This is a genomic window from Dickeya sp. Secpp 1600 (assembly GCF_003049805.1).
In the GTDB taxonomy this organism is placed as follows: domain Bacteria; phylum Pseudomonadota; class Gammaproteobacteria; order Enterobacterales; family Enterobacteriaceae; genus Dickeya; species Dickeya fangzhongdai.
Map to the genome: position 1 here is coordinate 1,888,199 of NZ_CP023484.1, position 13,613 is coordinate 1,901,811.

Below are 13,613 nucleotides of genomic sequence, written 5' to 3' on the forward strand. Positions count from 1 at the left end.
ATGAAGACTCTGTTTACCTTCCCCGGACAGGGGGCGCAGCATGCCGGTATGTTGCAGTCGCTGCCGGCCGACACCGGGGTGATGGATGAAGCGGCGGCGGTGCTGGGCGACGAGGTTCGCCAGTTGGATAGCTCGCAGGCGCTGCGCCATACCCGCGCGGTACAACTGTGCCTGCTGATCACGGGCGTTGGCTGGGCCAGAGCGCTGATGGCGCGCGGCGTGATGCCGGATATGGTCAGCGGCCTGTCGATTGGCGCGTTTCCGGCGGCGGTGATCGCCGGTGTGCTGCGTTTTGACGATGCGTTACGGCTGGTGGCGCTGCGCGGCGACCTGATGGAGCAAGCCTATCCGCAAGGGTATGGGCTCACCGCCATCATGGGGTTGAGCCAGTCGGAGGTGGAGGCGTTGCTGGTTGACAGCGGCGCGTATCTCGCCAACCTGAACGCCGAGCGGCAAATCGTGATTGCGGGCAGCGACGAGAACATGGCGCAGGTGGCGGAACGGGCGCTGCAACGCGGCGCCAGCCGGGCGCAACGTCTGCGGGTCAGCGTACCGTCGCATTGTGCGTTGCTGGATGCGCCCGCCAGACAGCTGGCGGCGGCGTTTGCTTCGCTGCAACTGTCGCCGCCGCAATGCGGCTACCTGAGCGGCAGTTCCGCCCGGGCAATCTGGCAGCCGGAACGCATCGCGGACGACCTGGCGCTGAACATGGCGCGTACCGTGCGCTGGCATGAGGCGATGATTGCGGCTGAAGAGCGCGATGTGCGGCTGGCGATTGAGATGCCGCCGGGCGGCGTGTTGACCTGTCTGGCGAAGCAGGCGTTTAGCCGTGGCGAGGCGTTTGCTCTGGAGCGCAGCGGCATCGATGTGGTGGTCCACCGCGCCGGCCAGCTTAGGGCGCAGGGGTAGCGTTCAGGCCGCGGGCGTACATGCGGCCTTCCGCCACCAGCGCCAGCAAATTCGGGTCATGCTCGCGGTTGCGGGCGAACACGATGGCGATGAGCTGGCGCATTTGGTAGGGCGGCGCCAGTTTCAGCAACTGTACATCGTTCTCGTACACTTTTTTCATCCGCTCGGGGATGAGGGTAAAGCCGACGCCAGCCTGCACCAGACTCAGCATGGAGAAAATGTCGTCCACCCGCGTGACGATCTCCGGCTCGAACCCGGCGATATGAAACGCTTCCTGAAAACCGGCATAGGTGGCGAACCCTTCGGACAGCGAAACGAACCGCTGGTGATGGAAATCACGCAGGTCGGCCGGCTGACGAGTATCCAGCTTCGCAGCGGCCGGCGCCGCCAGACAGATGTCATCCTCAAACAGCGGCAGGAATTCCAGCTGGTTACGGTCGATGTTGCTGTCGGAGAGCGAGATAAGAATCGCGTCCAACTGTTGATCATCCAGCATGGCGAGCAGGCGCTGATTCGACCCCATGGTTAAATCCAGCTCCAGATCCGGACGGCGTAGCTTGACGCCCATAATCAGGCGCGGCACCGTTTCCAGCGTCAGCGAATACAGCGTCCCGATGCGCAAGCGCCCCTGACCAACCCCCGCGGTCTTGCGGGTTTCCTCCAGCCCCCGTTCCATCAGCAACATCGCTTCCTGACTGTACTCCAGCAGCGTATGCGCCGCCGGCAGCGCCACCAGATTGCGCCCTTTGTGGATAAACAGCGGGCAGCGCACCCCTTCTTCTAGCGTATGCAGCGCTCGATGCACGCTGACGCCGCTGAGCCCGAGGAGTTCGGCGGTGCGGGTGATGGTGCCGCTCTCCATGAACGTCTTGAAAATCTCAAGCTTGCGGAACGTGATGTCGCCGTCTTTTAACATATCGGACTCATTGCGTGATAGCGCGCGGATGTAAATGGGGTAACGGGTAGGGAATTGTACCTGCAATGCGTGGTAAAAGGGGAGTCAGATGGTTATGTAGCCGCAGCGACCTGATATTGCCCGCCATGACGCAGAAGGCCCGCTCAACGCGGGCCTATCTCGGTCAGTGTTGCGGTTTTCGCATTTTCGCGGTGCACTGCGCGATGATAAAAATCAGCGACTGAATCAGCACGATGCACGGCCCGGTCGCGCCATCAAGGAAATAGCTGAGCCAGGTGCCGAAAACCGACGAGAAGGTGGCGCTGGTTACCGCCACCAGCATCATGGCGCTGAACCGTTTGCACAGCACAAACCCGGTAATGCCGGGGGTGATCAACATGGCGATCACCAGAATCACGCCGACGGCCTGCAGCGCGGCGACGATGGTCAGCGACAGCAGGGTCAACAGGCCATAGTGCAGCAGTTTTACCGGCAGGCCGCAGACCTGCGCCTGCGTGGCGTCAAAGCAGTACAGCACCAGGTCGCGCCATTTAATCAGGATTACCGCCAGCACCAACAGGCTGATGGTCAGCGTTTGCTGCAGTTCGTAGCGGGTGATCCCCAGCACGTTGCCGAACAGGATATGGCTCAGGTGCTGCTCGGTATTGACGCGTGAAAACAGCACCAGACCGAGGGCGAACATGCCGGAAAACAAAATCCCCATCACCGTGTCTTCTTTGATGCGGCAACGCTCCTTCACATAGCCGGTAGCCAGCGCGCAAAACAAACCGGAGGCGAACGCGCCGATCGCCAACGGAATGCCCGCCAGCCAGGCCAGCACCACGCCGGGCAGCACGGCGTGGGAAACGGCGTCCCCCATCAGCGACCAGCCTTTGAGCACCATAAAGCAGGAGAGCACCGCGCACACCATGCCGACCACGCCCGCCGCCAGCATGGCTTTGACCATGAACGGAAAGGCAAAGGGTTCGGCTAACAAGGTCAACCATTCCATATTATTTCCTCATCGCCAGACGGCGTTGACGACGGGCGGCCAGCAACCCGTGGCGGGGCGCGAAGACAAACGCCAGCAGGAACATCAGCGTTTGCAGTGAAACGATGATGCCGCCGGTGGCGCCGTTCAGAAAGAAACTCAGCCAGGCGCCCACGCCGCTGGTGACGGTACCGAGCGCAATGGCGATCTGCACCAGCCGCGGGAAGCGGTCGGTCAGCAGCCAGGCGGTGGCGCCGGGCGTAATCACCATCGCGATCACCAAAATGGCGCCCACCGTTTGCAGTGCGGCGACGGTGCAGGCGCTCAACAGGGTGAAAAAGATGATTTTCAGCCGCAGCGGCGACAGGCCGATGGTTCTGGCGTGGATTTCGTCAAAAAAGGTGACGAACAGATCTTTCCAGATAAAACACAGCACGATGAGTGAAATACCGATAATCAGCGCCACCTGCAAAATGTCTTCATCGGCAATGCCCAGAATATTGCCGAAGATGATCGACTGCACGTTCACCGCGGTCGGGTTCAGCGAAATGATCAACAGCCCGGCGGCAAAAAACGTGGAGAAGATAAACCCGATCACCGCATCTTCCCGGATACGGGTCAGATGCCGGATGAAGGTCATAGCGAGCGCCGCCAGAATACCGGCGAAAAACGCGCCGGCGGCGTAGGGCAGCCCCAGCGCATAAGCGCCGGCCACGCCCGGCACCACCGAATGCGACAGCGCGTCGCCCATCAGCGACCAGCCTTTTAGCATCAGGTAGGCGGACAAAAAGGCGCAGGTGCCGCCGACGAGGCTGCTTATCAGGATGGCTTTGACCATGTATTCATACTGGAAGGGCGCCAGCAACGCATCAATCATGGCGTTTATCCTCATCATCCGCGGATGCGCGATGGGGCGGCGTCAGGCTGCCCTTGCCGTAAAAGACCGCGGGGCGTTCATCGTCCGTCAGCACCGTCAGCTCGCGGGCATCGGCGTCCTGATGCAGCTGTTGCCCCGACAGGCGCAGGTAACGCAGCACGCCGCCGAAGGTTTTTTCCAGATTGGGGTGCGTGAAGGTGCTCTCCGTCGGGCCGACCGCCAGCACGGTGCGGTTGATTAGCACCACCTGATCGCAAAACTCGGGCACGCTGCCGAGGTTATGGGTGGACACCAGAATCAGGTGGCCCTCTTCGCGCAGCGTTTTCAGCAATTTGATAATCGCGTTTTCCGTCTGCACATCAACGCCGGTGAACGGTTCGTCCAGCAGGATGATTTGCGCCTGCTGCGCCAGCGCGCGCGCCAGAAACACCCGCTTCTTTTGCCCGCCGGACAGCTCGCCAATCTGGCGCTGATGCAGTTCCGCCATGCCGACGCGTTCCAGCGCCAGCGCCACCTGCTTTTTGTCTTCCGCTGACGGAATGCGAAACATCGACATCTTGCCGTAGCGCCCCATCATCACCACATCTTCAACCAGCACCGGGAAGTTCCAGTCCACCTCCTCGGTCTGGGGCACATAGGCGATGAGATTGCTTTTAAGCGCCTGCCTGACGGGCAAACCGTTGAGCGACACGCTGCCGGTGGTGGGGCGGACGATGCCCATAATGCTTTTGAACAGCGTTGACTTTCCGCTACCGTTTACCCCCACCAGCGCGCAGATGGTGCCGCCGTGGAGCTGAAAACTGGCGTTATGGATGGCGGTATGGCCATTGTTGTAGGTGACCGTGATGTCCTGCACGGTCAGCTGTGCGTCTTCTGCGTGCCGGGTCATTGGTTAAAACCTTTTGCAATGGTGTCTACGGTGGTTTTCAACAGCGAAATGTAGTCGGGCACCGGGCCGTCTTTGGTCGACAGTGAATCCACATAGAGCACGCCGCCATAGCGCGCACCGGTTTCTTTGCTGATCTGACGCGCCGGTTTGTCCGATACCGTGCTTTCACTGAATACGACCGGGATCTGGTGCTGGCGCACTTCATCAATAACATGGCGAACCTGTTGCGGCGTGCCCTGTTCGTCGGCGTTGATCGGCCACAGATACAGTTCTTTCAGGCCGTAGTCGCGCGCCAGATAGCTGAACGCGCCTTCGCTGGTCACCAGCCAGCGGTGTTCGGCCGGAATATTGTTCAGCCGAGCCCGCAGCGGTTGATCCAGCGCCATGATTTGCGCGGCGTAGTTTTTGGCGTTGCGGTTATAGGTTTCCGTATTATCCGGATCGTATTTCACCAGCGCCGCCCGGATATTTTCAATGTAAATCAATGCATTGTTCGGCGACATCCAGGCGTGGGGATTCGGGTTGCCGTTGTAGGGGCCTTCGCTGATCGCGATAGGGGCGACGCCTTCGCTGACGACCACGGACGGCACGCCCTGAATGTTTTCAAAGAACCGACCGAACCAGCGCTCCAGGTTCAGGCCATTCCACAGAATCAGGTTTGCCGACTGCGTTTTGGCGATATCCCGCGGCGTGGGCTGGTAGTCGTGGATTTCCGCGCCCGGTTTGGTGATCGATTCGACGGTAGCGGCATCGCCGGCAACATGTTGGGCGATGTCCTGAATGATGGTAAATGTGGTGACCACCTTGAGTTTTGCCGTCGCCGGTAGCGAAAAACCGAACAGCAGCGCCAGCAGAGCCGCTGATAGCGCAGCAGCAGAAAAGGGAAACGGGAAGGATAACCACGTCTTGCGCATCTGAAAGGCCGTAAACATAACACTCTCCCAACAATGATAATGATAACCATTTTCATTTAAAATCAGCGCTATGTTAACAGACTACATTTAACACCTCAATAACACCACGAAGTAAATTGTTTTGGGTGTAAATGGTTGTAGTTTCATGCGCTTTCTGCGCGGGGGGAGTGGTTGTGCGCGATAAATACGACGATCAGTCCGCGCTGGACGAGTAAAACCAGTGCGGTTATAAACGATGGCGGATATAAAATGCCGACAGGCCATCTGGCAACGAATATCATCTCGCTCCCGATGGCCGTCGTATTGCTTATTTCAGGTTGTTGCTGAAGAAATCGGAAATCTTATCAAACGGAATTTTATCCAGACGATCGTAGAGATCGACGTGGTTGGCATCCTTGATAATCATGAGTTCCTTCGGTTGCGCTGCCGCCTGATAGATATCTTCACTGAAATAACGCGAATGCGCATTCTCGCCGGCGATGAGCAGGATCGGGCGCGGCGATATTTCGTTGACATAGGTCAGCAGCGGCATATTCATGAACGATAGCGGCGTGGTGGCAGTCCAGGCGCCATTGGAGTTCGGCGAGTTCTTGTGATAGCCGCGCGGTGTGCGGTAATACTCGAAAAACTCCTTGATGATCGGATTGGGGTTGCTGTCCAGTTTCTCCGGCAAAATGCGGGGACCGGCGGCGGGCGTGCCTTTCTGGGCGTCAACCCAGCGTTGCTGGCTCATTTGCTCCAGCATTTCGGTGCGCTGCGCGTTGGTCAGGCTATCGTTCAGGCCTTTCGCCATGGTGCGGGACATGTCATACATGCTGGTGGTGACAACGGCTTTGATGCGTTTGTCCACCGCGGCGGCGTTTAGCCCCATGCCGCCGAAACCGCATATACCGATAATGCCGATACGGTTGCGATCAACAAAGGGCTGCAAACCGAGAAAGTCGACCGCGGCGCTGAAATCTTCGGTATTGATATCCGGTGAAGCCACATTGCGAGGCTCTCCGCCGCTTTCGCCGGTATAAGACGGGTCGAAGGCCAGCGTAACATAGCCGCGCTCGGCCATGGTTTGCGCATACAGACCGGAAGACTGCTCTTTTACCGCGCCAAAGGGACCGCTGATCGCAAGCGCTGCCAGTCGCTGGTTGCCACGGTTTTTTGGCAAATACAGATCGGCGGCCAGGGTAATGCCGTAGCGGTTTTTGAAAGTGACTTTCCGCTGGTCGACTTTATCGCTTTTCGGAAACGTTTTATCCCATTCCTGAGTCAGTTGCAGGGCATCGCCATTGGCTGACGCGGAAGGGGACTGCGCCAGCACCGGCTGGACGCTGGTCAATACTGTCGCTACGCAAATAGCGATAGCGTTTTGAATGAACGTATTGCGGGAAAGCAGGCTGTTCATGCGGATTATCTCTCGAATGATTACGGGATACCGCCTGATAAGGGACACTGACCTTATCAGGGGGATGTCACAACTAAACGGCTACAACGCATTCTTCAGAATGGCGGTCACCACGTCCGGGGAATAGGTGTCGGCAATACCAAAGACACGGACGTTGCTCTGTACGTTTTCAACGATGCCCGGCAAAGCGGTTTCCCGGATACCCAGCTGTGGCAGACGCGTAGGAGTACCGATGGTGTTGAACCAGTCTTCCAGTGCGGCGATGCCTTGCTCGCCGGTATCGACGCCAAATACGTTGCGGGCAAATCGTTCGAACTGCGCCGGGTTGCGGTCGATGTACCATTTCATCCAGGCCGGGACCACCACCGACAGGCCGGCGCCATGCGGTACGTTGAACAGCGCGGAAAGCGAGTGTTCGATGGCGTGGTTGGGATAGCTAAAGCCCGCTGCGCCGGAAAAGGTCAGGCCATTCAGCGCCAAGGTCGCGGCCCACGCGAACTGTGCACGAGCGCTATAGTCTGTCGCATCAGCAAGCAACGCCTCGGTTGTCTCGATGACCGTGTTGATCAGGGATTCAACCAGCCGTGATTGCAGCTTGGGATGCTCCGTCGCGGTGAAATAAACCTCGATCAAATGAGCGATGACATCCGAAGCGGAATACACCAGATAGTCACGAGGTACGTCCTGCATCAGCGCCGGGTTGACGATGGATACTTTGGGGAACAGCGCGGACGACGAGATAAAGAACTTCTCTTTGGTTTCGTCATTGGTGACCACCGCGCCCGGGTTCATTTCGCTGCCGGTCGCGGCCAGCGTCAGAATGGCGAACAGCGGCAGCGCCGACTCGACGGGGGCTTTGCCGGTAAACAAGTCCCAGACATCGCCGTCGTAGCGGACGCCGGCCGCGATCGCCTTGACGCTGTCGAGCACCGATCCGCCGCCGACGCTCAGAATGGCGTCGACCTGATGCGCTTTTGCCTGGTCAATCCCTTCCCGCACCTTCGAGATAACCGGGTTACTGACTATACCGCCGCATTCGATCAGTTCGATGCCTTGCCCGGAGAGACTCTGGCTGACGGTGTTGAAAAGACCGTTGCGTTTGATGCGCTCACTGCCGTAGCAGAGCAGCACTTTTTTAATGCCATGATCGGCCAGATGCTGACCGATCTGTTGTTCCTTGCCGACGCCGAATTCGATTTGGGTCGGGTTAAAGAAAGTGAAGTTTTCCATATTTACATCCTTTGAATCTGTCTGGTTGCTCATTTTGTCGCCGGACACAGGCTGAGGGATGAGCGGACTGAATCGACATATATCGGAACGGAGCGAAAACACGTGCTGAGGGAGGACCGGGATTACGCTGACCGCTTAACGTTCTTGCAGGATGCATTTTTCGTGATCTTGTCAGCCCATCGATAGACAGATACTCCGCATTTATTGCCTGATCCTCCAACTGCCGGGATTGTCGATTGGCTCTATCGTGTGGTGAGGATATGCTGCCAAAAGGCACTGACTGGAGACGTGGTATGCCGAATCAGGAACAACAGATAAGACGACACGACGTCGACGCGGTCGGCGTGGCGAGTGAGGCGATGGCGCAGGTTATCGGGCGATGGACCGTCGCTCAGACGGACTGTACCACTCCGATTCCGAGCCTGACGCTCTTTCGACGTGAAGCTCCGATGCCGCCGACCACCTGTCTGGTCGAGCCCAGCATTGTCCTCGTGGTTCAGGGCGAAAAACAAATGCTGGTGGGCGGCGAAGCCTACTCTTATAACACCCGGCATTTCCTGATCACATCGCTGGATCTTCCGGCTAATTCGCAAGTGAACGTCGCCAGCCCGGACAAGCCCTGTCTGGGGTTGTCCATGAAGTTCGATCTTCGCATCATGGCGGAGCTGATCGCACAGGGCGGCGTGCCGTTGCCCACGCAGCGGGCAAATGACAGAGGCATTGGTATCGGTACGGTCACGCCGGTATTGATTGAATCCTTCAGGCGGATGCTGGATTTGCTTGATGAGCCCGGCTCGATCCCGGTGCTCGCGCCACTTATCGAACGGGAAATCCACTATCGCCTGCTGATGAGCGATCAGGCCGCGCGGCTGTGGCAAATCGCGTCGGTAGGAAGCCAGGGGCACCGGGTGTCTCGGGCTATCGACTGGCTGAAACTCAATTACACCGCAACGCTCCGGATTGATGAGCTTGCGGCCTATGTGCAGATGAGCACATCCAGCCTGCATCATTACTTTCGGCAACTGACTGCCATGAGCCCCTTGCAGTATCAAAAATGGCTGCGGTTGAATGAAGCCCGGCGCCTGATGCTGAACGAGGATTTGGATGCGGCCAGCGCGGCCTTCGACGTCGGCTATGAGAGCCCGTCGCAATTCAGCCGTGAGTACACGCGCCTTTTCGGGGCGCCGCCCAAGCGTGACATAGACGGATTACGGCGCAAGGCGGATAGTGGGGGAGGCGACTCTCACCCCGGAGAGCCGGATAAGCCGCAAAAACCAGCGGGGATGGTTTCCTTTTCCGATTAATCAGCGTTATTGTTTTGGTCATCCAATGCCTGTTTCAGGAATCACGATGATGAATGATTCGTTCACTATCGACGAAGAGCATGTGCGGTTTACTACCCCCGATATCGCCTTGTCGATAGGATACCGCGCCATTGCCCGCCAGTTTTTCCGCCGCAAAATCCCGTCGCCTTATGAAGTGGAAATGGCGATCGCCACCATTGAAGACCAACTGCAGGCGACACCGGCGCTACGTGAGGTGGCGCAACATATTGCTTCTGCCGACAGTTATCTTAAAGAGATAGCCCGCAGCGCCGGCAGCCACGACATGCTGACTCAGCAACAAATCGAGAACGTGTTCAACCGGGTGGCGGATGTCATTTCCGGCAGCCCCTTTCACGACGGCGAATTCCCGGATGACACGGGCTTTATCAGCTATCTGGTCATTGTGCGCGAGCTATCGCATCATCTTAATATTCAGCAGATAGCGCTGTTATAACAAGGCTATCTGTGAGCGGTATTCCTGCTCAATGTTTTATTTAGTATCAATAATAGGCAGCGCGCATTCCTCTTTACTGTTGGTATAAGCGCGTTGTAAACAGAGATATCAACAAGAGTAATGACTACAGGGTGCTTTACTGGGCGGGTATAGATGAGAAGGGGAGGGTAGTGAGTGTCTGAAAAGCAAAAAGCAGATGCCTTTCGACATCTGCTTTTCTAAATTTGGCTCCTCTGACTGGGATCGCCTTTGCCATTAACTGGCTAATAAGCAAGCTAAACCTGAATTCCCTTTCTGTCAAGACCACCAAAATGACCACCAATAGTTGCGGGGTTCGCAAAACTAATTTGAGCGCTCTACCATAGGTGGTGATCGTTACCTCATTGTGCACGAGAACGTTCAGGGATTCGTTTGCTATGCACTTGGTGCAGCACGGCGTGCGGTTCTCGATGACTCCGGAGGACGCGCGGGCGCAGATCGCCACGCGCTGAAGAATTAATGGTGTGTGACGATACATACGAAAGGAAAAGGAGCGCAGATGGCAAAATATGCAGGGATGACTGACGACGAGCTGGCCGATGAAATAGCCCGACTCAAGGCCGAGATTGAAATAAGGGACGAATACTTCCGGGATGCAGAGGACGACGTTATAGTAAGCACGATAGTACAGAGCACAATCGACCTGCTGTTTAAAGAGTGGGAGGCGGCGGCGGACGAAAAGTCAAGGTGGGCAGGGTATCCATGTTCGCTGAAGTGAGTGCTTAACTCTGTGCAGCAGGCCTGATATATAATGAGCTTTGTAGCCTGGTACATTCAATTAAAATACAGGAATTATAATGATCAACGCATTACCTAATAACTTAAACGTTTTAGTCGGACAAATCGAAAAAATAATAGATTCATGGCCCGTCAAGGTTTCACTGGATCATGCAATCAAATGGGTTATGCAGTTCGATGCTGAACATTATCCCCTAGCTGTCAGAATTCTCAACAATATTGATATTCTTGATTCCTACAGCATCAGGTCGGCTTTGGAAGTTGCACACACAAAATTAATAAGGAAAATATCGGAAAAAGGTTCGCCGATGGAGAAATATAATACCCTTTTTGCAGCAATAGGAAACACGGCAAAAAGTGGCTCATTGATAGCTTATCATTACAGGACAACGGTAGGTTTATCAGAAAAGGATTTCGTGTCAAATGATGATGAAGATAAACTAGACCTGTCCAAGATTGAAAATATCGTATTGGTCGATGATGTCATTGGATCAGGAAAAACCATTGCTCATGAAGTTAAGCGGGTTGCTGAAGAGGTGTATTCATTAACAAAATCCCGTAATTTATTTGTTCTGACGGTTGCAGGTTATGAAGATGGAATAAAACATGTAATTGAAGAAACAGGCGCCACCGTTGTTACGGCTCTGGAATATTGTTCAAAAGATACTGTGGCTAATCTTGACGGCGTATTTTATAAAGATATGCCGGTATCGGAGCGTAATGCTTCACTGGAAATCATAAAAAAATATAACAGGGTCGTATCGACATCCACACTGGGATTTTCTCAGCTGGGTGGCTTACTGGCGTTTGACCATAACACCCCAAATACAACGCTTCCAGTCATCTGGAGCAACAGTAAAGGGTGGCTTCCTCTTTTCCCACGGGCCACATCTATTCCTGGCGTTGCAAAAATACTGAAAAGTGCCAATGAAGAAAGAAAGAACAGCGTTACGTCAGATGAAATAACGTTGTTTGTTGAGGGGAAGGTAGATGAGCTTTTTATCGACTGCTTCATTAGCAATAAAGCTTTGCAGGAAAAAATTAATGTCGCGGATTTGAAGGCCATTGCGTTAGGAGGTCTGTACCAGTCTGAGAGATTAATGGAGTTACTTACTGAAAGTAAGAAGCAAGCAATTTTTATAGTTGAAAATGATGATCACACCAAAAGAGCAATCCAGCGTTTTGAATTTTATAAGAACTCACATATTCTGCATTTAAAGCCTAACTTTGTTGCGCTGCTCGATATTGATAAAATTTATCAGAATAAAGAACGGTTTAATGGCTTGCCCGATCAGGCTGCGATGTCTGATGAGGGTAGGTGGTGGCGGGATTTCGAGCAGGCAGTCATTAAGAAACATTTAAACTCAACTAATAATGAGAGAATCATTCAGGTAATAGATGAGTTCTTAGATGATGAAAAGTATGAAGTTTTCTGTCAAGAACTGCTGAACAAAAAGAATGAGATGCTAAAGTCACTTGGTAAGTAAGAATGACTGTAACTATCATATTTTTTTGACTGTCTTAAAACGTTATTTAAAAGGGATTTATAATGAAAATATATATTGATGAGTCAGGGATATTCAGTTCAAGTAACGATCTAGCCACCATTGATAAAGCATGGGGTACAGTTGGAGCGTTAACTGTACCCCATAAGAATGAAAAAAAAGTCAGTGCTGCATTAATGGAGCTTAAGTCGAAACTGAACGTGCCTTCTTCTGAGGAGATTAAACATCTCAAAAGGCCAGACCCTTCTCATGATTGCTTTGCCGATTTTATCACCGCTTTACTGAAACTGGATTGCACGTTTCATGCGATGACCGTCAATCGTACATCATTAGATGATGAGTTAACCAGTCTCCACATGAAACAACAGATTGATGGCAGACTTAGATATATTGAAAAAATCAGGGGTGGCCTTACTCCTGATGAGTTTTCCGAGGTTAACCATTCTTTTGAAGAAACAAAAAATCTCATCAATTCTTTAAGCATTCAGGAATATAATCAGGTTGTTATTCAGTCGTATTTGATTTCACATATGCTGGATAAAACCATTACCTTTTATCTGCGCCATAATCCGCGAGAATTATCCCGCTTTGAATGGGTTTTTGACAGGAAAAACAACGCACCTCTGAGCTTTGAATGGCTTTATTCAAAGTTTATGCCTGAAACTGTTGAATTGGATTATTACAGAGAGCCACGTGGTATTCCACACTTGCCAGAAGAAATGGAGGTGTTCAAGAGAAACTTTGGCGTGAGTGATGCTGGTATTGGAATGCCTGAAGATGAAGTGGAACGACGCATGAAAGTATTTGGTGTAAACCATTCTTCTGTTGCAGATGCTTCTTTTCCCTTTCAGTTTGGTAAGATTCTAAAACAGTATAGTATTTTCGGTAATTCATCGAAATCATCAGGATTACAAGCTGCTGATGTAATTGTTTCAGCTGTCAATCGCTTCTTGAGAGGGAATGTTGATGATGTGGTAAAAGCATCCAGGAACCTTGGCCCGTTACTCATTCATTCTCCAAGGCTCGATGTCCCGGCGATCCCGCATATATCTTTTTATCATGGAACTGAATTAAAAAGAGAAATTGATTTTCATAATCTTGAATTACTTAATTCAGAAGCAAGAGAATTATATACTCCGGCATTCAGAAGTGGCTTTACCAAGACTATTCATAATTTATTAGAGAAACAACGTCAGGGATGTCAGCCTCAAAACAACAATTAACACTCATCTGTACCGTACCCATAGACTTTTCAGTTGTGGGAGTGTTGTCCGGGCTTGCAGTGAGTTTAAGCGCCAATGGGGTGGTATTACTAGGGGTCAGTTTGGATATGTAGAATTATTGTACGGTAAACCTGTTTTTTGAACAGGCTTACCTGTAGCAATAGAGTGTACTCCCGCGCTATACAGCGTTTTGAGGGGATTTTGTCTTAATCGGATAACCTAAAA

General features: G+C 53.4%; 14 protein-coding genes. 6 read left to right on the forward strand and 8 right to left on the reverse strand.

Annotation, left to right across the window (positions count from 1 at the left end; translation table 11 throughout):
• The gene (mdcH, locus tag CPA59_RS08460; protein WP_107759080.1) at positions 1-909 is read left to right on the forward strand and encodes a malonate decarboxylase subunit epsilon; all 909 of its coding nucleotides are present in this window, start codon (positions 1-3) and stop codon (positions 907-909) included.
• Here mdcH and CPA59_RS08465 read toward each other — a convergent pair.
• The 7 genes from CPA59_RS08465 to CPA59_RS08495 form a co-directional block, all read right to left on the reverse strand.
• A complete protein-coding gene (locus tag CPA59_RS08465; RefSeq protein WP_038920912.1) occupies positions 893-1,825 on the reverse strand; it encodes a LysR substrate-binding domain-containing protein in 933 nt (310 codons plus the stop codon). The two genes, mdcH and CPA59_RS08465, sit on opposite strands and share 17 nt — an antisense overlap.
• A gap of 163 nt (positions 1,826-1,988) precedes the next feature.
• Positions 1,989-2,816, reverse strand: coding sequence for a metal ABC transporter permease (locus CPA59_RS08470; protein ID WP_107759081.1), 828 nt, complete (start codon positions 2,814-2,816; stop codon positions 1,989-1,991).
• Between the two features lies 1 nt (position 2,817).
• Positions 2,818-3,672, reverse strand: coding sequence for a metal ABC transporter permease (locus CPA59_RS08475; protein WP_038918643.1), 855 nt, complete (start codon positions 3,670-3,672; stop codon positions 2,818-2,820).
• Positions 3,665-4,561, reverse strand: coding sequence for a manganese/iron ABC transporter ATP-binding protein (locus CPA59_RS08480; protein WP_107759082.1), 897 nt, complete (start codon positions 4,559-4,561; stop codon positions 3,665-3,667). The genes CPA59_RS08475 and CPA59_RS08480 overlap by 8 nt, the downstream gene beginning before the upstream one ends.
• Positions 4,558-5,493 (reverse strand): metal ABC transporter solute-binding protein, Zn/Mn family, encoded by a 936-nt coding sequence (locus CPA59_RS08485; RefSeq protein ID WP_038918645.1) that lies wholly within the window; start codon positions 5,491-5,493, stop codon positions 4,558-4,560. Before CPA59_RS08485 ends, CPA59_RS08480 begins: the two co-directional genes overlap by 4 nt.
• 289 nt (positions 5,494-5,782) lie before the next feature.
• A complete protein-coding gene (locus CPA59_RS08490; protein ID WP_038918646.1) occupies positions 5,783-6,874 on the reverse strand; it encodes an alpha/beta hydrolase in 1,092 nt (363 codons plus the stop codon).
• A gap of 81 nt (positions 6,875-6,955) precedes the next feature.
• Complete coding sequence (locus CPA59_RS08495; protein WP_107759083.1) at positions 6,956-8,104, reverse strand: iron-containing alcohol dehydrogenase; 1,149 nt, start codon at positions 8,102-8,104, stop codon at positions 6,956-6,958.
• A gap of 359 nt (positions 8,105-8,463) precedes the next feature.
• Between CPA59_RS08495 and CPA59_RS08500 the strand changes: the two genes are divergently transcribed.
• On the forward strand, positions 8,464-9,408 hold the full coding sequence (locus CPA59_RS08500) for an AraC family transcriptional regulator (RefSeq protein WP_369831430.1): 945 nt from the start codon (positions 8,464-8,466) through the stop codon (positions 9,406-9,408).
• Positions 9,409-9,454: 46 nt separating this feature from the next.
• The gene (locus CPA59_RS08505; protein WP_255412282.1) at positions 9,455-9,883 is read left to right on the forward strand and encodes a hypothetical protein; all 429 of its coding nucleotides are present in this window, start codon (positions 9,455-9,457) and stop codon (positions 9,881-9,883) included.
• A gap of 136 nt (positions 9,884-10,019) precedes the next feature.
• Here the strand turns inward: CPA59_RS08505 and CPA59_RS23125 are convergent, their stop codons facing one another.
• Complete coding sequence (locus CPA59_RS23125; RefSeq protein ID WP_369831431.1) at positions 10,020-10,256, reverse strand: hypothetical protein; 237 nt, start codon at positions 10,254-10,256, stop codon at positions 10,020-10,022.
• A 165-nt stretch (positions 10,257-10,421) separates the two neighbouring features.
• On the opposite strand from CPA59_RS23125, the gene CPA59_RS08515 reads away from it, so the two are divergent.
• The 3 genes from CPA59_RS08515 to CPA59_RS08525 all read left to right on the forward strand — a co-directional run bounded on the left by CPA59_RS08515 (position 10,422) and on the right by CPA59_RS08525 (position 13,388).
• Positions 10,422-10,640: a hypothetical protein gene (locus CPA59_RS08515; RefSeq protein ID WP_107759086.1), complete on the forward strand. Its 219-nt coding sequence runs from the start codon at positions 10,422-10,424 to the stop codon at positions 10,638-10,640.
• Between the two features lie 79 nt (positions 10,641-10,719).
• Entirely contained in the window at positions 10,720-12,147 is a 1,428-nt protein-coding gene (locus CPA59_RS08520) for a hypothetical protein (protein ID WP_107759087.1), read from the forward strand.
• A 62-nt stretch (positions 12,148-12,209) separates the two neighbouring features.
• Entirely contained in the window at positions 12,210-13,388 is a 1,179-nt protein-coding gene (locus CPA59_RS08525; RefSeq protein ID WP_107759088.1) for a DUF3800 domain-containing protein, read from the forward strand.
• The last annotated feature ends 225 nt before the right edge of the window (positions 13,389-13,613 follow it).